We start from the raw sequence: 19,084 nt of genomic DNA on the forward strand, positions 1-19,084 counted from the left end.
AGCCGGCCGGCTGCCCCTTCGTGTTTCCGGCCGGCGCGTTCCCCCGGCCAATCAGCGTTGAAGCCGGCACGCTCTTGCCGGGCTCATGTTGTTACCCTTTGGTGAGGGAAACACGCTTCACTATCTTGCGGGGGAGCCCCTTGCAGGCAAGTCCCCCAGGAGACCGGTCGCATGACAGAAGAAGATTCGGAAAAGAACTACCGCTCCACGCTCCCCGGCCCGCTTGGCATCGTCGACACCTGGATCAGCCGCGCCGAGTCGGCCATTCTGGCGCTGGGCGTTATCCTGATGGCACTGAACACCGTGGCCAACGTGGTCAGCCGCTTCGCCCTGGGCGAAAGCCTGCACTTCTCCGAGGAGATCAACCGCATCCTGATCGTGATGATCACCTTCGCCGGGCTCGGCTATGCCGCCCGCCATGGCCGCCATATTCGCATGTCGGCGATCTATGACGCCCTGCCCACCGGGGGCCGGCGCGCCCTGATGGTCGTCATCTGTCTGTTCACCTCGCTGGTGATGTTCGTGCTCTGCTACTTCTCGATCGGCTATATCGAGACTTTGTATGGTCGCGGCCGCGTGCTGCCTTCACTGAGCATTCCGGTCTGGATCATCTACCTTTGGGTACCCGTCGGCTTCACCATTACCGGCATTCAGTATCTGCTTACCGCCATCAAGAATCTCACCTCCCGTGACGTCTATCTGTCGACCCATGTGGTCGATGGCTACAAGGATACCGAAACGGAAGTCTGACGCAGGGCGCGAGGAAACATCACCATGACAACCATCATAGTCTCCATCATGATCGTGCTCCTGCTGCTGGGGTTTCCGATGATGATCCCGCTGGCGACGGCTGCCTTCGTCGGCTTCTTCATGACCTTCGGCGGCCTCGGGCAGATGGAAACCCTCATCCAGCAGATGATGGGGGGTATTCGTCCCACGGCACTGATCGCCGTGCCGATGTTCATCCTGGCCGCCGACATCATGACCCGCGGTCAGTCCGCCGGGCGCCTGATCGATATGGTCATGAGCTTCGTCGGCCACGTGAAGGGCGGGCTCGCCGTCAGCACCGCCGCCTCCTGCACCCTGTTCGGCGCCGTCTCGGGTTCGACCCAGGCCACCGTGGTGGCGGTGGGCTCGCCGCTGCGGCCACGCATGCTCAAGGCCGGCTACTCGGACTCCTTCACCCTGGCGCTGATCATCAACTCCAGCGACATCGCCTTTTTGATACCGCCGAGCATCGGCATGATCATCTACGGGGTCATCTCGGGCACCTCGATCGGCGAGCTGTTCATCGCCGGCATCGGCCCGGGGCTGCTGATCCTGGCGATGTTCTCCGTCTACTGCATCGCCTATGCCGTTCTCAACCATGTGCCCACCGAGCCCAAGTCGAGCTGGAGGGAGCGAGCCCGCGCCGTGCGCGACGCGCTGTGGCCGCTGGGCTTCCCGGTCCTGATCGTGGGTGGTATCTACGGCGGCATCTTCAGCCCCACCGAGGCCGCCGCCGCCTGCGTGCTGTATGCGGTGCTGCTCGAGTTCGTGGTCTTCCGCTCGCTGAAGCTGCCGGACATGTATACCATTGCCAAGTCCACCGGCCTGATCACCGCGGTGGTGTTCATCCTGGTGGCGGTGGGCAACGGCTTCTCCTGGATCATCTCGTTCGCCCAGATCCCGCAGACCCTGCTGGGGGCATTCGGCATCAACGAGGCCGGGCCGGTCGGCGTGCTGGTGGCCATCTCGGTGGCCTTCTTCATCGCCTGCATGTTCGTCGACCCCATCGTCGTGATCCTCGTACTCACGCCCATCTTCGCCCCGGCAATCTCGGCCTCGGGCCTCGACCCGGTGCTGGTGGGCGTGCTGATCACGCTGCAGGTGGCGATCGGCTCGGCGACGCCACCCTTCGGCTGCGATATCTTCACCGCCATCGCGATCTTCAAGCGACCCTACTGGGAGGTGATACGCGGCACGCCGCCCTTCGTGTTCATGCTGATCCTGGCGGCGGCGCTGATCATCATGTTCCCGCAGATCGCCCTGTTCCTGCGCGACCTGGCCTTCCGCTAACGGACCGCCCGATACTGAGGAGTTGCTGAGATGTTCAATCGCATATTGGTACCGGTGGACGGTTCGAAGGGTGCCCTCAAGGCGCTGGAGAAGGCCGTCGGCCTGCATCTGCTCACCGGCGCCGAACTCTACGTGCTGTGCGTGTTCAAGCACCACAGCCTGCTCGAGGCATCGCTCTCCATGGTGCGTCCGGAGAGGCTCGACATCCCCGACGACGCCCTCAAGGAGTACGCCACCGAGATCGCCGTGCATGCCAAGAGCGAGGCGGTCGAGCTGGGCGCCGACCCGGCCCGCCTGCGCGCCTTCGTCAAGGGCGGGCGCCCTTCGCGCACCATCGTGCGCTTCGCACGCAAGCGGGAGTGCGACCTGATCGTGATCGGCGCCCAGGGCACCAACGGCGAGAAGAGCCTGCTACTGGGCAGCGTGGCCCAGCGCGTTGCCGGCTCCGCTCACTGTCCCACCCTGGTGGTGTGAGCCTGCCGGGCGGGCAGCGTGCGGCAAGTGCGGAACCGGCCCCGCCCTGATAGAGTCCGAATACTGTTGCACGCCGCTCAATGACTAATCGATAGGACTCTGCATGAAGACACTGCTGACTTCCGCCTCCTTGGTTGCCCTGGTGGCCACGACGCCGTTCGTTCTGGCCGCGCCGGAAACCGAGGACGAACGTCTCAGCTACAGCCTGGGTGTCGCCTACGGGCAGAGCATCGCCCAGGAATACCCCGAGCTCGACATCGACGCCTTCACCGATGCCATTCGCGACCTCATCGAGGGCAACGACCTGGCCATGGAAGCCGACGAGATGGCCGAGACCCTGAGCCAGTTCCAGCAGGATGCGCTGGCGGCGCGCCAAGCCGAGGCCGAGGAGATAGCCGAGCGTAACCTCACCGAGGGGCAGGCGTTCATGGAAGAGAACGCCGAGCGCGAGGAGGTCACCACCACCGACTCGGGCCTGCAGTACGAAGTGCTGGAGAGCGGCGATGGTGAGAGCCCCGGGCCGAGCTCCCACGTCGAAGTGCACTACGAGGGCACCCTGGTCGACGGCACCGTGTTCGACAGCTCCTTCGACCGCGGCCAGCCGCTGAGCTTTCGCGTGGACCAGGTGATCGAGGGCTGGCAGGAAGCGCTGCAGCTGATGAGCGTGGGCGACACCTGGATGCTGTTCATTCCACCGGAGCTGGGCTACGGCGCCCAGGGCCAGGGACCCATCGGCCCCAACGAGACGTTGATCTTCCGCGTCGAACTGCTCGATGTCGTGGAGTGACGCCGGTCGCATGCGCGTCGCGCCCCTGATCGCCGCCGGGCTGCTGCTGGCGTCCGCCGCGAACGCCGAGGAGCGCCTGCCGGAGCTGCCCCGTCTCGCCGTTGTCCCTGACGATACCAGCGTGATCGGCGTCTCCTCGGGCGGCTACATGGCCACCCAACTGGCCATCGCCTGGCCCGAGCGCTTCCGGGGCCTGGCCGTGCTCGCCGCGGGCCCCTGGAGCTGCGCCGAGGGCGGCCTGGGGCAGGCGCTCGGCCAGTGCATGTCGCTGCGCCGCGGGCGCCCCGACCTCAACGCCCTGGACGTGCGCCGGCGCGACTATCAGGCGCGCGACCTGGTGGGCGAGGCCGATGACATTGCCGAACTGCGCGCCTTCGTCTGGCATGGAGAGGCAGATGGCGTGGTAGATCCCTCGCTCGGCGGTGCGCTGGCCGAGCAGTTGGCCGGCTGGCTGAACGACCCCGAGGAGCAACTCAAGGTGGTGCAGTCGCCCGATGTCGGCCACGGCTGGCCGATCGAGGCCGATGAGCGGATCCCGCCCAGCTGGCTGGCCCCGTGCGGCAGCGGCGGCGGCTCGCACATGCTGGCCTGCGGCCTGGATATCGCCGGCGAGGCGCTGGCGTGGCTGCATGGGTCGCTGGAGCCGGCGCAGCCCATTTCGCCGGCCCGGTTGCTACGCTTCGACCAGGCCCCCTTCGACGCCCGCGGCCTGGGCGATGTCGGCTACGTGCTGGTGCCGGAGGAGTGCGAGGCGGGAGGCTGCGGCCTGACCGTGGCGCTGCACGGCTGCGGCATGACCGAGGAGCAGATCGACGAGGCCTTCGTACGCTACAGCGGCCTCAACGAATGGGCCGCGGCCAACCGCCGCGTCGTGCTCTACCCTCAGGCCAGCCCCAGCCTGGCCAATCCTCAGGGCTGCTGGGACTGGTGGGGCTTCGCCGAGAGCACCTGGCAGCTCGATCCGTTGCACGACACTCGCGAAGGCACCCAGGTGAAGGCGCTGATGGCCATGGTCGAGCGACTCGAGGAAGCTTCCGAGGAGTAGGTGCGGGCGGGGCTTGCGCCGCTAGCCGCCGAGCTCCTGCTCCAGCGCCGCACGCAGTGCATGCGGCGTCGGCGAGTAGAGTACCCGCTGCCGGATCGTGCCGTCACGATCGACCAGGTAGAGCGAGGAGCTGTGGTCGATGGTATATGCCATGGCCGAGTCGGGCGTCTCCACCCGACGCCACACCACGCCGTAGCGCTCGGCCAGCTCCTCGAGCTGGGCCTGACTGCCGGTGGCGCCGATGAAGGCGTCGCCGAAATAGCCGACGTACTCGCCGAGACGCGCCAGCGTATCGCGCTCGGGGTCCAGCGACACCAGCAGCGGCACCACACGCCGCCGTTGATCTTCGTCCAGCCCCTGCATCACCTGGCGCATGACCGACAGGCTCATCGGGCAAACGTCCGGGCAGTGGGTGTAGCCGAAGAACAGCACGGCCAGCTGGTCGTCTTCGAGCTGGGTCAGCGAAAAATCGCCCTGGGTCGAGGGCAGCTCCACCGGCCCGCCCTTCGGGCTGCCGTCGTCGGCCCGGTGCAGCTGCTGGTAGCCGAACAGCCCGCCAAGGGCCACCAGTATGACCAGCGCACCTACCGCCCCCCAGATACGTTGCCGCTTCATGGCACACTCCGCTCCACCGTGAAATCGAACCGGCTTCCCAGCCGGCCTGCGGGGGTTTCCACGATCACCTGCGCCTGCCAGGGCATGGCCGACTGGGTGCAGATCGGCACTTGGCCGACCCCCTCGAAACGCCCCTTATCCTGCTTGCTCAGGGGGAAGCGATGCAAGCCCATGTCCATGTCGCGGCCGACGAAGTCGACGCTTGCCGCCTCCACCTCGACGCCGTCCACGCGGACCGTCAGCGGCAGCCGCTCCAGCGCCCGGATCCCCGCAGGAGCGTCGATGCTCAGGGTCAGCGTGCGCCCCTCGCCGAGGCCGGCGCTGCAGGCCGCGCGGTGCAGGTCGCAGGGCAGCGTGGCGTAATGCCAGTCGACGTCGGACTCGCCGCGCAGCAGGTGGGCCGCCAGGTACCACAGCGCCACGCTGAGCGTCACCAGCGTGGCCAGCATCATCAGGCGCAACCTCGGGAAGCGGGATTTGTCCGCATCGGGCAGGGAGGAGGAGGTCATGGCAGCGAAGGCAGCACTTCAAAGGATAGAGCGGTAAGCTTAACAGCATTTGGCTTCCGGCCAGGCGTGTACCGTTGTCGCAGGGTTTAACGCTCAATTGATGGCCAACAAACCACAAGGATACCGCTATGCAAGGCGTCGCCGATGCGCTGGGGCCCCTGTTTCTGCTGATTCTGCTCGGCGCCGCGCTGGGCCGGCTGCGCCAGCCGAACGGAGAATTCTGGGCTCAGCTCGAAAAGGTGATCTATTTCCTGCTGTTCCCCGCCATGCTGGTCGCCACCCTGGCGACCGCCGACGTGGGCGAAGTTCCCGTGGTCCGGCTGGCCACCGCCCTGCTCGGCGGGCTGGTCGCGTTCGCCGTCCTGCTGTGGGCCGTGCAAGGGCGGCTGAGCCTCGAGCCGGCGGCCTTCACGTCGGTGTTCCAGGGCGCGCTGCGCTTCAACACCTACGTCGGCGTGGCCGGCGCCGCGGCCCTGCACGGTTCCGCCGGTGCCACGGTGGCGGCGGTCGCCGTGGCGCTGATGGTGCCGGTGGTCAACGTGCTGTGCGTGGCCAGCTTCATCGCCGCCGGTACCCTCGGCCCCTCGAGCCTGGGCAAGAGCCTGGCGGCACTGGTGCGCAACCCCCTGATCCTCGCCTGCCTGGCCGGCATCGGCCTCAATCTCTCCGGCATCGGCCTGCCCGGCTGGAGCGCCTCCGCCGTGGAGCTGCTGGGCCGCGCCGCCCTGCCGCTGGGGCTGGTCGCGGTGGGTGTTGCCCTGCGCCCCCAGGCGCTGCTGCGGGTGGATCGCGGCGTGTGGACTGCCAACCTGGTCAAGCTGCTGTTGATGCCGGCGCTGGTGCTGGCCGTGGCGCTGCTGCTGGGGCTGGATGCCGTGAGTCGCGACGTGGCGCTGCTGTTCGCCGCCCTGCCCACCGCCACGTCGGCCTATATCCTGGCGCGCCAGCTGGGTGGCGATGCCGAGCTGATGGCCGCCCTGATCACCGGCCAGACGCTGCTGGCCATGGCGACGCTACCCCTGTGGCTGCATCTCGCCGGAAGCTGAAATAAAAAACATTCGCATTCGTGTTGACGGCGATAATGAGAATGGCTTACATTGAAGGCGTGGTGTTGATGAGGCACCACGGCCATTAGGGGAACCGCCAGTTTCCCGCTATGGTTTCTCCCCCTCATTGCTAGTCACGGTCTTGCCTGCGCCTCCCCTGGAGGCGCTTTTTTTTGCTTGGAAGGTCCCTCATTGCTGCTTTTTACAAGGCCAGGGTCTTGCCTGCACCTCCTCTGGAGGCGCTTTTTTTTGCTTGGAAGGCCCCTCATTGCTGCTTTTTACAAGGTCAGGGTCTTGCCTGCGCCTCCCCTGGAGGCGCTTCCTTGTTCAGAAACACCCCCTCATTGCTGCTTTTTACAAGGTCAGGGCCTTGCCTGCGCCTCACCCACCCTCATCCCGCTCCTGCGCCGCGCCAGGGCCCACGCCCCCGCAGGCGCTCGCGCAGCAACTCAGCCAGCGCCTGGGCGGCAGGCCGCGAGCCCGGCTCGATGGCGCGGGCGAAGTGCAGCTGCGCTTCGCAGCGCCCGAGCACGGGCAACCCTTCGGCCTCGCCCAGCTCACGCATGGCGGGGGTCAGACGCTCGCGGTCGAGCACGCTGATCGCCAGGCCCGTCTCCACCGCGCGTTCGATGGCGTGGATGCTGGTGCTGGTGAACACCGCGTGCCAGGGCCTGCCCAGCCGCTTCAGGGCTTCGGCGGCCAGCGCCCGGTAGGGACAATCGACCTCGTGCAGGGCCAGCGGCAGGCTGTCCCGCTCGGTCAGGTTGGCGATACGTGGCGCGGCCCATACCGGCCGGGTGCGCCACAGCGGCTCGCCCCCGGGCAAGGCGATGGGGCGGTCCAGCACCACCGCCAGGTCCAGCCGCGCGCGCTCCAGCTGGCGTGCCAGCTCGCCGCTGGTGGCCGTCACCGCCTGCAGCAGCACCTCGGGGTGGCGCGCGGTGAACTCGGGCAATACGTCGCCGAGCAGCTCGCGGGCGTAATCCTCGGGCAGGCCGAAGCGCACCTTGCCCCGCAGGCCACGCCCGGCGTAGCGAGCGACAATGCCGTCGTGCATACGCAGCAGTTCGCGCGCCTCCTGCAACAGCGCCTCGCCGGTGGCGGTCGGCACGACGCCGCGCGGCCCGCGCTCCAGCAGGCGGGCATCGAGCAACGCCTCCAGGCGCTTGATCTGCATGCTGATGGCGCTGACGGTGCGGTGCCGCTGTTCGGCCGCCGCCGCCAGCGAGCCAAGCCGGGCCGCTGCCTGGAAGCTGCGCAGCAGTTCGAGATCCAGCGTCGCCGAGACTTCAACCATATTGAACCCTGCCTGCAAACAATATCGCTTCATTGAAGCCTCGATAGCCGTCAAGCTCAAGCTCCCGTAACCGAGGAGCACAACAATGCCTCAGCAGATCCTGTCGCTACTGATCGCCGCCGGCTTCGTGGTGTGCTGGAGCTCCGGCTTCGTTGGTGGCCGACTTGCCAGCGCACTGGATACGCCAGTGCTCAGTCTGTTCGCCTGGCGCTTTCTGCTCGCCGCCCTGCTGGTGGCGCTATGGTGCCGGTGGCGGCTCGACGAAGCGCCGAGGGCGAGCGATATGCGGCGGGAGATGGCGGTCGGCAGCCTGACCATGGGCGGCTACCTGCTGGGCGTGATCGTGGCCATCGACCTGGGCGTCAGCGCCAGCGTCACGGCGCTCGTCACCGCCCTGCAGCCGCTGCTGGCAGCGGCACTGGCAGGCCCGCTGCTGGGAGAACGCCTGCAGCCGCGTGGCTGGCTGGGAATGGCCATCGCCAGCCTGGGCGTGGCGCTGTGCGTGGCCGACGACATGCAGCAACCGCTGGCCGCGCCGTGGTGGGCCTATCTAGTGCCGCTGTTGTCGGTGGTCTCGGTCACGCTCGGCAGCGTACTGGCGGTGCGTCAGGCACCCGCCATGCCGCTACCGGCGGCGCTGCTGGCCCAATTGCTCGCGGCCGCGGGAATCTTCCTGCTGGCCGCGCTGGTAGTGGGGGGAGGCAGGCTGTCGCCGCCGACGCTGGCCCCCCCTTTCCTTGCCGCCATCGGCTGGCTGGTGGTGCTGTCGAGCCTGGGCGGCTACGGCTTCTTCATCGCCAGCCTGCGGCGCCTCGGCGTCACGCTGACCTCGGCGCTGGTGCACCTGACGCCGGGAGTGACGCTGCTGTGGGCCGCGGCGATGTTCGGCGAGCGCCTCGGCCCGACCGGGCTCGCCGGCATGGTGCTGGCCGGCGGCGGTGCCGGCCTGGCTATTCGCTACGTTCGAAGATCAGGTCCCACACCCCGTGACCGAGACGCTCGCCGCGTGCCTCGAACTTGGTCAGCGGGCGAAACGCCGGACGCGGCACATAAGGTGCCGTCTCGGGCGTCGCAGAGTTGACGTAGCCCGGCGCGGCCGCCATCACCTCGGCCATCCACTCGGCGTAGGCCTGCCAGTCGGTGGCCATGTGCAGCTTGCCACCCAGCTTCAAGCGGGTACGAATCAGCTCGACGAAAGCGGGCTGCACGATGCGCCGCTTGTGGTGCTTCTTCTTTGGCCAGGGGTCGGGGAAGAACAGCTGCAGGGTGTCGAGGCTGGCTTCCGGCAGGCACTGTTCGAGCACGGCCAGGGCGTCCTCGCGATAGACGCGAAAGTTGGTCAGGCCGCGCTTGTCGGCCTCGTCGAGCAGCTTGCCCACCCCCGGGGCGTGCACCTCGATGCCGATGAAGTCGGTGTCGGGGTGGGTCTCGGCCTGCTCAACCAGCGAGGCGCCCATGCCGAAGCCGACCTCCACCACCCGCGGTGCCCGGCGCCCGAACAGGGCGTCGAGGTCCTGCCGACCGTCGGCCAGGGTCAGGCCCAGCCGCGGCCAGACCTCTTCCAGGCCGCGGGTCTGGGCCTGGGTCATGCGCCCGGCACGCAGCACGTAGCTCTTGATGCCGCGACGATGCAGCGGGGCGTCCGGCCCTTCCGGGCCGGTGGTGGCGGTATCGCGTTGCGGGTCACTCATGGATTCGTTGCGGCTCCGGTGGGTTCAGCCGTTGATGCGGCCGGCAAAGGGCGAGGAAGGCTCGGCGGTCTGGCGACGCGGCATGCGTCCGGCGAGGAAGGCCTCGCGCCCGGCCTCGACGGCCTTCTTCATGGCGCTGGCCATCAGCACCGGCTGGCGGGCGTGGGCGATGGCCGAGTTCATCAGCACGCCGTCGCAGCCCAGCTCCATGGCCATGGCGGCGTCAGAGGCGGTGCCGATCCCGGCATCCACCAGCACTGGCACCTGCGCCTGGTCGATGATCAGGCGGATGTTGTGCGGGTTCTGGATGCCGTGACCGGAGCCGATCAGCGAGCCCAGCGGCATGATCGCGCAGCAGCCCAGGCGCTCGAGCTCCTTGGCCACGATGGGGTCGTCGCTGGTGTAGACCATCACGTCGAAGCCGTCCTTGAGCAGCTCCTCCGCCGCCTTGAGGGTTTCGACCACGTTGGGATAGAGGGTCGAGTCGTCGCCCAGCACCTCGAGCTTGACCAGCTTGTGGCCGTCGAGCAGCTCGCGCGCCAGCTTGCAGGTGCGCACGGCGTCCTTGGCGGTATAGCAGCCGGCGGTATTGGGCAACAGGGTGAAGCGCTCCGGCGGTACCACGTCGAGCAGGTTGGGACCGGCTTCCTGGCCGAGATTGGTGCGGCGCACGGCGAAGGTGACGACCTCGGCGCCTGAGGCGGCGATGGCCTCGGCGGTCTCGTCGAAGTCCTGGTACTTGCCGGTGCCGACCAGCAGGCGCGAGGCGAAGGCGTGGCCGGCAATCCGCAGCGGCTGGTCCTGGAAGAAGTCTGTCATCGTTTGGGCCTGTGTCTGTAGCGAAGTCTGGATCGGCAAGCGGGCGGACGACGTAGGCGTCAGCCACCGCCGATGGCGTGGACGATCTCGATGCGGTCGCCGTCGGTCAGGGAGGTGGTGTCGTGCTCGCTCTTGGGCACGATCTCCTCGTTGCGCTCGACGGCGATACGCCGCCCGCTCAGACCAAGGCTGTCGATCAACTGCGCCAGCGTGAGACCGGGGGCTAGGTCTCGGGCCTCACCGTTGAGCTGAATCTGCATGGCGTGCTCTCCACGTTGACGAGTGTCGCGGGCCGATATTGTAGCCCCTTAGCGCTCCCCGCGGTACGGTAGGCGGCAATGCCTTGTCCGCAGGAGGAGACACGATGCATGACCGCGGTTGGTGGTGCCTGGCGGCGCTCTCGGGTGGCATGACGGTGATGGCCGGCGCCTTCGCCGCCCACGCCCTGCAGGGCCAGCTGCCCGAACGGTTGGCGGCGGCCTTCGAGACCGGCGTGCGCTACCAGATGTGGCACACCCTGGCGCTACTCGGCGTGCTGGGCTGGCGCGCCGCGCGTCCCACCCGCGGCCAGTACCTCGTGCTGGGTCTTTGGACAGCGGGGATCCTGCTGTTCTCCGGCTCCCTCTACGCGCTGGCACTCAGCGGCCTCGGCGGCCTGGGCATGGTGACGCCGTTCGGCGGCGTGCTGCTGATCGCCGGCTGGCTGGCGCTGGCCGTCTGTGCGCTGCGCGGCCTGCCCGAGGCTCAGTCCGAATCCGGGATGGCGTAGGTCGCGGTGACGTGGGCCACGGGGCGCTCGTCGCCGGCGGAGAACAGCTGCACCTCACCCACCGCCAGGCGGCGCCCCAGCTTGATCACGCGGGCGTTGGCGATCAGGTCGCGGTCGCCGCGGGCGCGGCGCAGGAAATGGCAGTTGAGGTCGGTGGTCACGGCCATCGGCTCGGGGCCGATCTGGGCCAGGATCGCCACGTAGAGGCAGACGTCGGCGAGCCCCATCATGGTCGGCCCGGACACGCTGGAGCCCGGCCGCAGGTGCTCGTCCTCGATGGCCAGGCTCATGGTCGCCCGCATGTGATCGACCGCCTCGATGGTGCCGGCGCGCTGGGGAAACACCTCGTCGAGAAAGTCCTCGATGGCGGCGGCGGTCATCACGGGCATGAGACTCTCCTGGCAGTAGGCGATGGAAGCGAGGCTCAAGATAACGCAAGCCAACCCTTCCGCACAGTCGTCCTCCACAGGAAACCGTACGCCCCCGCACGACGACAGCATGAACCGAATCGTTCAATGGTCGAGCATACCGCTAACGGTGAAATCTTCCATTAACATGCCGGGGCAAGGATACCCTCGACAGGTTGGGGGCGCGTGCGCCCTGGCGGGAGAGACAATGACAATACCCAGCCCCGTGACGAACCAGGCCCGCTACCACATTGCCGTGGTGGACGACGAAGTCGACATGCTGGATGTGCTGCAGGATGTCCTTCAGGAGGAGGGCTACCGGGTCAGCGCCCTGCGCAGCGGCCAGGCCCTGCATGAACTGCTCGCCCGCGACCCGGCCGACCTGGTCGTGCTCGACCTGAAATTGGCCGGCGAGAACGGCCTGCAGGTGGCTCGCGAGGTTCGCGCGACCAGCCCGGTGCCGATCATGATGCTGACCGGCAAGGGGGATGAAACCGATCGCATCCTGGGCCTGGAGGTCGCGGCCGACGACTTCCTGATGAAGCCGTTCAACCTGCGCGAACTGATGGCGCGGGTGGGTGATCCGCCAATACGCTTCACCCCAATCGAAGGGAGCCCGTGTGCGCAAGCTGTTCATCCTCCTGGTGGCGCTGTATGCCGCTCCTCTTCACGCCGAGCCGCTCAGGATCGGGGTCAGCGTGGCGGATCTGGGCAATCCCTTCTTCGCCACCCTGGCAGAGGCCATCGGCGACTCGGCGCAGGCGCTGCATCCCGGCGACGTGGCGCTGGAGGTCAGGTCGAGCGCCTACGACCTCGAACGCCAGGTCCACCAGCTCGACGCCTTCACGCAAGCGGGCATGGACATCATCGTGCTGGCCGCCGCCAACAGCGAGGCCATCGGGCCGGCCGTGCGCCGGGCCCAGCAGGCCGGCATCGTGGTGGCAGCGGTCGACATCGATGCACAGGGGGCGGATGTCACCGTCACCACCGACAACGTTCAGGCCGGGGAGGTGGCCTGCGCTTACATGGCCGAGCGTCTGGGGCACGCCGGGCGAGTGGCGATCATCAACGGCGCGCCGGTGTCGTCGGTGACGGATCGCGTGAGCGGTTGTCGCGCGGTGCTGAACCGGCACCCCGGGATCGAACTGCTCAGCGACGACCACAACGGCGGTGGCACCTACAGCGGCGGCCTCGAGGCCATGACCTACCTGATCAGCGTCTACCCCGAGCTGGATGCGGTGTTTGCCATCAACGACCCATCGGCCATCGGGGCGGCCAGCGCCGCTCGCCTGGCCGGGCAGTCGGGCCTGTTCATCGTGGGGGTGGATGGTTCACCCGAAGGCATCGCAGCGCTGCAGGAGTCCCCGGCGCTGCTGGTCGCCACCGCCGCGCAATCCCCGCGCCGCATGGCGGAAACGGCCATTCGCGAAAGCCTGGGTCAGCTGGCCGCGAGCGGGCGCCAGGAGCGCCAGGCGATCCGGCTCGCCACGCAGCTGATCACGCGGGAGAATGCCGGGCATTTCGACCCTTGGGGAGACGGCGCCGCAGCCAAGTAGCGATGCGCGGGACGCCGCCTTGCCGCAATGCACAGCGCCCCCGCCGGTCTCCCGACGGGGGCGCTGTTTCAGGGCCGGCGTCGGCCGCGATCACTTGGCCTTGTGCACGGCGCGCCAGTGGTGCAGCAGCGGCTCGGTGTAGCCGGAAGGCTGCACGCGACCCTTGAAGATCAGGTCGCTGGCGGCCTGGAAGGCGCTGGAGCCGGCGTAGTCGGCCGACATCGGCGTATAGGCCGGGTCGCCGGCGTTCTGCTCGTCGACCACCTTGGCCATGCGCTCCAGGGTCTTCTGCACGCGCTCGGCGTCGACCACGCCGTGGTGCAGCCAGTTGGCGATGTGCTGGCTGGAGATCCGCAGCGTGGCACGGTCCTCCATCAGCCCCACGTCGTGGATGTCGGGCACCTTGGAGCAGCCCACGCCGTGCTCGACCCAGCGCACCACGTAGCCGAGGATGCCCTGACAGTTGTTGTCGAGCTCCTGCTGCCGCTCGGCGTCGGACCACTCGGCCTTCTCGGCCACCGGCACGGTGAGCAGGTCGTCCAGGAAGTCCGGCTCGCCCTGGGCCTCCAGCTCGCGCTGGATGGCGGCAACATCGATCTGGTGGTAGTGCAGCGCGTGCAGGGTCGCGGCGGTGGGCGACGGCACCCAGGCGGTGTTGGCCCCGGCCTTGGGATGGCCGACCTTCTGCTCGAGCATGGCGGCCATCAGGTCGGGCATGGCCCACATGCCCTTGCCGATCTGGGCGCGGCCGCGCAGGCCGCAGGCCAGGCCGACCTGGACGTTGTTGCGCTCGTAGGCGCCGATCCAGGCGGCATTCTTCATGTCGCCCTTGCGGATCATCGGGCCCGCCTCCATGGCGGTGTGCATCTCGTCGCCGGTGCGGTCGAGGAAGCCGGTGTTGATGAACACCACTCGCGAAGCGGCCTCGGCGATACACGCCTTGAGGTTGACCGAGGTGCGGCGCTCCTCGTCCATGATGCCCATCTTGAGGGTGTCGCGGGCCAGGCCCAGCAGGTCCTCGATGCGGCCGAACAGCTCATTGGCGAAGGCGACCTCCTTGGGACCGTGCATCTTCGGCTTGACGATGTAGACCGAGCCCTGGCGCGAGTTGCGCGCCTCACCTTCACCCTTCTTCAGGTCGTGCATGGCCAACAGGCTCGTCACGATGCCGTCGAGGATGCCTTCAGGCAGCTCGTTGCCGTCGGCGTCGAGCACCGCCGGGGTGGTCATCAGGTGGCCGACGTTGCGCACGAACATCAGCGAGCGGCCCGGCAGCGTCAGGCTGCCGCCGTCCGGCGTGGTGTAGTCGCGGTCGGCGTTGAGGCGGCGGGTGAAGGTCTTGCCGCCCTTCTCGATGGCTTCCGCCAGGTCACCCTTCATCAGCCCCAGCCAGTTGGCATAGACACCGACCTTGTCCTCGGCGTCGACCGCGGCCACCGAGTCCTCGCAGTCCATGATCGCGGTCAACGCGGCCTCGACCAGCAGATCCTTGACGCCGGCGGGATCGGTCTTGCCGATCGGGTGGCTGGGGTCGATCTGGATCTCCAGGTGCAGGTCGTGGTTGGCCAGCAGGATCGCCTCGGGGCTGGCGGCGTCGCCCTGATAGCCGATCAGCTTGCCCGGCTCCTTCAGGCCGGTCTCGCGGCCACCCTCGAGGGTTGCCACCAGATGCCCGTCGCGCAGCGCATACTTGACCGCGTCACGATGGCTGCCGGTGGCCAGCGGGGCGGCCAGGTCGAGCACGCCGCGAGCGTAGGCGATGACCTTCTCGCCGCGCTTGGGGTTGTAGCTCGCGCCCTTCTCGGCGCCGTCCTCCTCGGAGATGGCATCGGTGCCGTAGAGCGCGTCGTAGAGGCTGCCCCAGCGGGCATTGGCGGCATTGAGCGCATAGCGGGCGTTGCTCACCGGGACCACCAGCTGCGGGCCGGCCTGGAGGGCAACCTCGCGATCGACGTTGGCGGTGGAGACCGTGACCTGGGAGGGCGCCTCCGCCAAGTAGCCGACCTCCTCGAGGAAGGCGCGATAGACGCTCATGTCGCGCACGGGACCGGGGTTCTCGCGGTGCCAGGTATCCAGCTGCTCCTGCAGGCGCTCACGCTCGGCGAGCAATTCCCGGTTTTTCGGTGTCAGATCATGAAAGATGGCATCGACCCCGGCCCAGAAGCTCTCGGCATCGAGACCGGTGCCGGGGAGAGCCCGGTCGTTGATGAAACGGTCCAGTTCAGCGGCCACCTGGAGACGATGGCGTGTGACGCGTTCGGACATGGAAAAGTCTCCTCCTGCGTGGCGGCCGATGTCATGCGCTCGGCCAGCCGCAATTCGTGGGGTGATACCACTGCGAAGGCGCCAATTCTGTGGAAAACTGTTCCACATGTAAACCCGAAGGAGGGGCTACCCTACTAGACATAGGGTTAAGAACCGGCATTTTGACCAAATGGTCAGAAAAATGTGGCTTATCACAGTGATAGCTCACCCACAGCATGGTCGGTAGGTAAACTTACTGCACGCTTTATGCCGCGGTAGACGAAAGGATTCGAGGGGACAATGTCTTGATTCGCTGGAGAACGCCATGACCGACTTCACCCCGCTGCAGGCGCTGGGGCCGATTGCCCCCTTCCGGGCCGATGGAGAACCTTCGCTGGCCGGCTACCTGGCCCACTATGGCCTGGCGCCGCTGCTCACCGAGCGGGTCGGGCTCTACGTCGGCTACGTGGATGCCCAGCGCTACCAGCTCTGGACCCAGGTGTGGAACCCGACAGCGCCGATCGGCACGGTCTTCGTCGTGCACGGTTACTACGACCACCTCGGCCTCTATCGCCACCTGCTGGAACGGCTGCTGGAACGCCACTGGCGGGTGGTGCTGTGGGATCTGCCGGGGCATGGCCTGTCCAGCGGCAAACGCGCCTGCATCGACGATTTCGCCCACTATGGCGAATGCCTCCATGCGCTGCAGGAGCAGCTGGATGCCGGGGGCCTGGCCCCCCGCCCGTGGCTCGGCATCGGTCAGAGCACCGGCGCCGCCATTCTCGCCACCGACGCCTTGAGCCGACCTGGCGAAGGGCACTGGTCGGGCCTGGCCCTGCTCGCCCCCCTGGTGCGCCCCTTCGGCTGGCCCCAGGCGGGCTGGCTGCACACCCTGGTGGGCCCCTTCGTGCAGAGCGTGCCGCGGCGCTTCGCGGCCAACTCCACCGACGCCGAGTTCGCTGCCTTCCTGCGTGAGCACGACCCGCTGCAGCCGGAGCACCTCTCGCTGAACTGGGTCAGCGCCATGCGCCGCTGGATGCCCCAACTGCTCGCCCTGCCCCCCAGCGAGGTGCCCACCCTGATCCTGCAGGGGGAGCAGGACGTCACGGTGGACTGGGAGTGGAACCTGGCGGTGCTCGAGCGCAAGTTCCCCCATGCCCGTATCCACCGCCACCCGGAAGCACGTCATCACCTGGTCAACGAGGCCGAGCCCATTCGGGCCAGCCTGTTCGCCATCCTCGATGCCTTCGTCGCCGAGCTGGAACAAGGCCTGACGCCGACCGCCCAGGAGCGCCTCTCCCGATGCTGAGACCGATCGCCCTGCTCCTGCTGCTCGCCCTGTTCACCGGATGCGCCGCCCCGCCCCCCGAGCCCGACCCCATTCGCCGTGCCCTGCAGAACCTGAGCGACCGCGCCGTCGCTCGGGTGATGGACGTGGACGCCCTGCAGCCCACCCAGGAGCAGGTGTTGCTACTGGTGACACCCGAGGTGGATGCCAGTCTCGAGATCGGCAGCGAGCGCTTCCTGGAGAGCCTCACCCGCGCCCTGCTGGCGGCGAGCGACGGCCCCCAGGTGCTCGACTGGCGGCCCGCCATGAGCGGCGAGGGCGGCGACCACCAGTGGCGCATGGAGAGCCGCCTGGAAGCCACCGCCCCCCGCCTGACCCTCTCCGACCGAGACCTGTTGCCCTACCGCCTCACCCTGTCGCTCTATCGCCCCGACGCGGAGAGTGCACTGTGGGAGACCGAGATCGAGGGTGCCTTCGACGCCACGGCGTTGTAGCAGCCCCTATGCCTGGCGGAGCTGGCGGTCTAGCTGCCGGTAGCCGATCGCCTCCATCAGCTCGCCGCGCTCCGGATGCGGCTTGGCGGCCAGATCGGCCAGCGTCAGCGCCACGCGCAGCACCCGGTGGTAGGCGCGCGCCGACAGACGCAGGCGCTCGAGCACCCCCGCCAGCCAGGCACGGTCGGCCGTCGACAGGGCGCAGGCCGCTTCCAGTTCGCGCCCGCCCAGGTGGGCGTTGAGCGCGCCGCGGGCGTACTGCCGCTCGCGGGCGGCCACGACCCGGGCGCGCACCTCCGCCGAGCTCTCGCCTACCTCGCGTGAGGTGAGCTGCTCCGGCGGCAGCGCCGGCACTTCGATCTGCAGGTCGATGCGGTCGAGCAGCGGCCCGGAGAGCCGCGACTGGTAGCGCTGGATCTGCGCCGCGGTGCACTGGCAGGCCTGGCGCGGGTCGCCCAGGTGACCGCAGGGGCACGGGTTCATCGCGGCCACCAGCTGGAAACGGGCAGGGAAGCGGCGCTCGTGGTTGGCGCGAGCGATATGGATGCGGCCCGACTCCATCGGCTCGCGCATCACCTCAAGCACGTGACGGCTGAACTCGGGCAGCTCGTCGAGAAACAGCACGCCGTGGTGGGCCAGCGAGATCTCGCCCGGCCGCGGCCAGGAGCCGCCGCCGACCAGCGCCACGGCGCTGGCGGTGTGGTGCGGCGCGCGGAAAGGGCGGCGCCCCCACTGCTCGGCCAGGGGCAGGCCGCACACCGAGCGGATGGCGGCGACTTCCAGCGCCTCCTCCTCGGTGAGTTCGGGCAGGATACCGGGCAGGCGGCTCGCCAGCATGGTCTTGCCGGTGCCGGGTGGCCCCGCGAAGAGCAGGTTGTGCGAGCCGGCCGCGGCGATTTCCAGCGCGCGGCGGGCCTGGTGCTGGCCGCGCACCTCGGCCAGGTCGCCCTCGCGGGTGTCGGCGAGGGGTGGCGCTTCGAGACGGTGCGCGGCGATGGGCTCCTGCCCCAGCAGGTGGGCCATCACCTCGAGCAGGTGCTCGGCCGGCAGCACCTGAAGGTCGCCGGCCAGCGCCGCCTCGTCGGCATTCTCCCGGGGCACGATCAGCTTGCGCCCGGCCTTGCGCGCGGCGAGCGCCAGGGGCAGCACGCCGTTGATGGGGCGCAGACGGCCGTCCAGCGCCAGCTCGCCGACGCTCTCGATGCCTTCGAGTGCCTCGCCGGGCAGCTGGCCGGAGGCCACCAGGATGCCCAGTGCAATGGGCAGATCGAAGCGCCCGCCGACCTTGGGCAGGTCGGCGGGCGCCAGGTTGAGCACGATCCTGCGCGTATTGGGGAAATCGAAGCCGGCGTTGGTAAGGGCGCTACGCACCCGCTCGCGGCTCTCCTTGACGGCGGCCTCGGGCAGGCCGACCAGGGTCATCCCCGGCAGGCCGTTGGCCAGATGTACCTCGACCTGCACCTCGGGCGCTTCCAGCCCCAGGCCGGCCCGTGTGGCAACGATCGCCAGCATCGCGCAGTCCCTCGCAGTCCATGTGCGTAAGGGCTAGATACTAGCACTCTGCCGCAACGGGCTCTCCACGCTGGCTCAGCGCTCGGCCTGGTCGTCCTCCGCGTTGCTCGGTGCATCCTGCGGGGGAGAGGCATCTGCGGCGCCCTGCCCGGCCGGCGCGAGGGTCGCCTGGGTCACCGGCGTCTCGCGGGCCGCCAGCGCCTTCTCCAGTGCCGCTACCTGCTGCTCGAGGGCCTCGACGCGGATTCGCGTGCGCTGCATCACGTCCATGAGGATGTCGAAATCCTCCCGCGACACCAGCTCGAGGCGGTCGAAGGCACCGCGTACGACCTGCTGAATGCCCTTCTGGAACTCTTCCGGCGCCTGGGCCGCGCCCTGCAGGCGCTCGCCCAACTGCTGCGCTAGCCGGCTGATGGGGTCCTGACTCGCCATGGTGCGCTTCTCCTGTTGGCCTGAATGTTGCCCTACAGCAT

20 protein-coding genes and 2 pseudogenes are annotated in these 19,084 nt (G+C 68.3%); 12 read left to right on the top strand and 10 right to left on the bottom strand.

Features of this window, described 5'->3' with window-relative positions; all coding sequences use genetic code 11:
• Positions 1-171: 171 nt before the first annotated feature.
• The 5 genes from HNO51_RS20065 to HNO51_RS20085 all read left to right on the top strand — a co-directional run bounded on the left by HNO51_RS20065 (position 172) and on the right by HNO51_RS20085 (position 4,364).
• Positions 172-750 carry a TRAP transporter small permease gene (locus tag HNO51_RS20065; protein ID WP_197448891.1) on the top strand — a complete coding sequence of 193 codons (579 nt, stop codon included), beginning with the start codon at positions 172-174 and terminating at the stop codon, positions 748-750.
• Between the two features lie 24 nt (positions 751-774).
• Entirely contained in the window at positions 775-2,058 is a 1,284-nt protein-coding gene (locus HNO51_RS20070; protein ID WP_197448892.1) for a TRAP transporter large permease, read from the top strand.
• Positions 2,059-2,088: 30 nt separating this feature from the next.
• On the top strand, positions 2,089-2,532 hold the full coding sequence (locus tag HNO51_RS20075; protein WP_197448893.1) for a universal stress protein: 444 nt from the start codon (positions 2,089-2,091) through the stop codon (positions 2,530-2,532).
• A gap of 103 nt (positions 2,533-2,635) precedes the next feature.
• Positions 2,636-3,319: a BamJ family beta-barrel-assembly machinery protein gene (locus tag HNO51_RS20080; protein ID WP_209538156.1), complete on the top strand. Its 684-nt coding sequence runs from the start codon at positions 2,636-2,638 to the stop codon at positions 3,317-3,319.
• Positions 3,320-3,329: 10 nt separating this feature from the next.
• Complete coding sequence (locus HNO51_RS20085; RefSeq protein ID WP_197448895.1) at positions 3,330-4,364, top strand: alpha/beta hydrolase family protein; 1,035 nt, start codon at positions 3,330-3,332, stop codon at positions 4,362-4,364.
• 21 nt (positions 4,365-4,385) lie between these two features.
• On the opposite strand, the gene HNO51_RS20090 is transcribed toward HNO51_RS20085, so the two are convergent.
• Positions 4,386-4,979 (bottom strand): SCO family protein, encoded by a 594-nt coding sequence (locus tag HNO51_RS20090; protein ID WP_209538157.1) that lies wholly within the window; start codon positions 4,977-4,979, stop codon positions 4,386-4,388.
• Positions 4,976-5,488: a hypothetical protein gene (locus HNO51_RS20095; protein ID WP_209538158.1), complete on the bottom strand. Its 513-nt coding sequence runs from the start codon at positions 5,486-5,488 to the stop codon at positions 4,976-4,978. Before HNO51_RS20095 ends, HNO51_RS20090 begins: the two co-directional genes overlap by 4 nt.
• A 128-nt stretch (positions 5,489-5,616) precedes the next feature.
• Here HNO51_RS20095 and HNO51_RS20100 point away from each other — a divergent pair, with 128 nt between their 5' ends.
• Positions 5,617-6,534 carry an AEC family transporter gene (locus HNO51_RS20100; protein ID WP_209538159.1) on the top strand — a complete coding sequence of 306 codons (918 nt, stop codon included), beginning with the start codon at positions 5,617-5,619 and terminating at the stop codon, positions 6,532-6,534.
• Between the two features lie 391 nt (positions 6,535-6,925).
• Here HNO51_RS20100 and HNO51_RS20105 read toward each other — a convergent pair whose 3' ends face one another.
• A complete protein-coding gene (locus HNO51_RS20105; protein WP_197448899.1) occupies positions 6,926-7,831 on the bottom strand; it encodes a LysR family transcriptional regulator in 906 nt (301 codons plus the stop codon).
• A gap of 85 nt (positions 7,832-7,916) precedes the next feature.
• On the opposite strand from HNO51_RS20105, the pseudogene HNO51_RS20110 reads away from it, so the two are divergent.
• Positions 7,917-8,771, top strand: a pseudogene (locus tag HNO51_RS20110) (DMT family transporter); the annotation flags it as partial.
• Between the two features lie 10 nt (positions 8,772-8,781).
• On the opposite strand, the gene trmB reads toward HNO51_RS20110, so the two are convergent.
• From trmB to thiS, 3 genes are read right to left on the bottom strand one after another with little or no spacing between them, the layout of a single operon-like run.
• Positions 8,782-9,522, bottom strand: a complete 741-nt coding sequence (gene trmB, locus HNO51_RS21110; RefSeq protein ID WP_242597162.1) for a tRNA (guanosine(46)-N7)-methyltransferase TrmB — start codon at positions 9,520-9,522, stop codon at positions 8,782-8,784.
• Positions 9,523-9,546: 24 nt separating this feature from the next.
• Positions 9,547-10,341 (bottom strand): thiazole synthase, encoded by a 795-nt coding sequence (locus HNO51_RS20115; protein ID WP_197448901.1) that lies wholly within the window; start codon positions 10,339-10,341, stop codon positions 9,547-9,549.
• Between the two features lie 59 nt (positions 10,342-10,400).
• Entirely contained in the window at positions 10,401-10,601 is a 201-nt protein-coding gene (thiS, locus tag HNO51_RS20120) for a sulfur carrier protein ThiS (protein WP_197448902.1), read from the bottom strand.
• A 104-nt stretch (positions 10,602-10,705) separates the two neighbouring features.
• On the opposite strand from thiS, the gene HNO51_RS20125 reads away from it, so the two are divergent.
• Positions 10,706-11,110: a DUF423 domain-containing protein gene (locus HNO51_RS20125; RefSeq protein ID WP_197448903.1), complete on the top strand. Its 405-nt coding sequence runs from the start codon at positions 10,706-10,708 to the stop codon at positions 11,108-11,110.
• On the opposite strand, the gene HNO51_RS20130 is transcribed toward HNO51_RS20125, so the two are convergent.
• Complete coding sequence (locus HNO51_RS20130; protein ID WP_111414879.1) at positions 11,086-11,499, bottom strand: PaaI family thioesterase; 414 nt, start codon at positions 11,497-11,499, stop codon at positions 11,086-11,088. The genes HNO51_RS20125 and HNO51_RS20130 overlap by 25 nt on opposite strands.
• Before the next feature lie 295 nt (positions 11,500-11,794).
• Here HNO51_RS20130 and HNO51_RS20135 point away from each other — a divergent pair.
• Together HNO51_RS20135 and HNO51_RS20140 are read left to right on the top strand one after the other, a co-directional pair.
• Positions 11,795-12,034, top strand: a pseudogene (locus tag HNO51_RS20135) (response regulator); the annotation flags it as partial.
• 103 nt (positions 12,035-12,137) lie between these two features.
• On the top strand, positions 12,138-13,073 hold the full coding sequence (locus tag HNO51_RS20140) for a substrate-binding domain-containing protein (RefSeq protein ID WP_209538161.1): 936 nt from the start codon (positions 12,138-12,140) through the stop codon (positions 13,071-13,073).
• 90 nt (positions 13,074-13,163) lie between these two features.
• On the opposite strand, the gene HNO51_RS20145 is transcribed toward HNO51_RS20140, so the two are convergent.
• Positions 13,164-15,338 carry a malate synthase G gene (locus HNO51_RS20145; protein ID WP_197448905.1) on the bottom strand — a complete coding sequence of 725 codons (2,175 nt, stop codon included), beginning with the start codon at positions 15,336-15,338 and terminating at the stop codon, positions 13,164-13,166.
• Between the two features lie 304 nt (positions 15,339-15,642).
• Here HNO51_RS20145 and HNO51_RS20150 point away from each other — a divergent pair, with 304 nt between their 5' ends.
• Positions 15,643-16,626, top strand: coding sequence for an alpha/beta hydrolase (locus HNO51_RS20150; RefSeq protein ID WP_209538162.1), 984 nt, complete (start codon positions 15,643-15,645; stop codon positions 16,624-16,626).
• Positions 16,620-17,099, top strand: a complete 480-nt coding sequence (locus HNO51_RS20155) for a hypothetical protein (RefSeq protein ID WP_209538163.1) — start codon at positions 16,620-16,622, stop codon at positions 17,097-17,099. The genes HNO51_RS20150 and HNO51_RS20155 overlap by 7 nt, the downstream gene beginning before the upstream one ends.
• A gap of 6 nt (positions 17,100-17,105) precedes the next feature.
• Here the strand turns inward: HNO51_RS20155 and HNO51_RS20160 are convergent, their stop codons facing one another.
• Both HNO51_RS20160 and HNO51_RS20165 read right to left on the bottom strand, forming a co-directional pair.
• Positions 17,106-18,611 carry a YifB family Mg chelatase-like AAA ATPase gene (locus HNO51_RS20160; RefSeq protein WP_197448908.1) on the bottom strand — a complete coding sequence of 502 codons (1,506 nt, stop codon included), beginning with the start codon at positions 18,609-18,611 and terminating at the stop codon, positions 17,106-17,108.
• Positions 18,612-18,686: 75 nt separating this feature from the next.
• The gene (locus HNO51_RS20165; RefSeq protein ID WP_197448909.1) at positions 18,687-19,043 is read right to left on the bottom strand and encodes an accessory factor UbiK family protein; all 357 of its coding nucleotides are present in this window, start codon (positions 19,041-19,043) and stop codon (positions 18,687-18,689) included.
• Between the last annotated feature and the right edge of the window lie 41 nt (positions 19,044-19,084).

The organism is Billgrantia sulfidoxydans, assembly GCF_017868775.1.
Classification (GTDB): Bacteria; Pseudomonadota; Gammaproteobacteria; order Pseudomonadales; family Halomonadaceae; genus Halomonas; species Halomonas sulfidoxydans.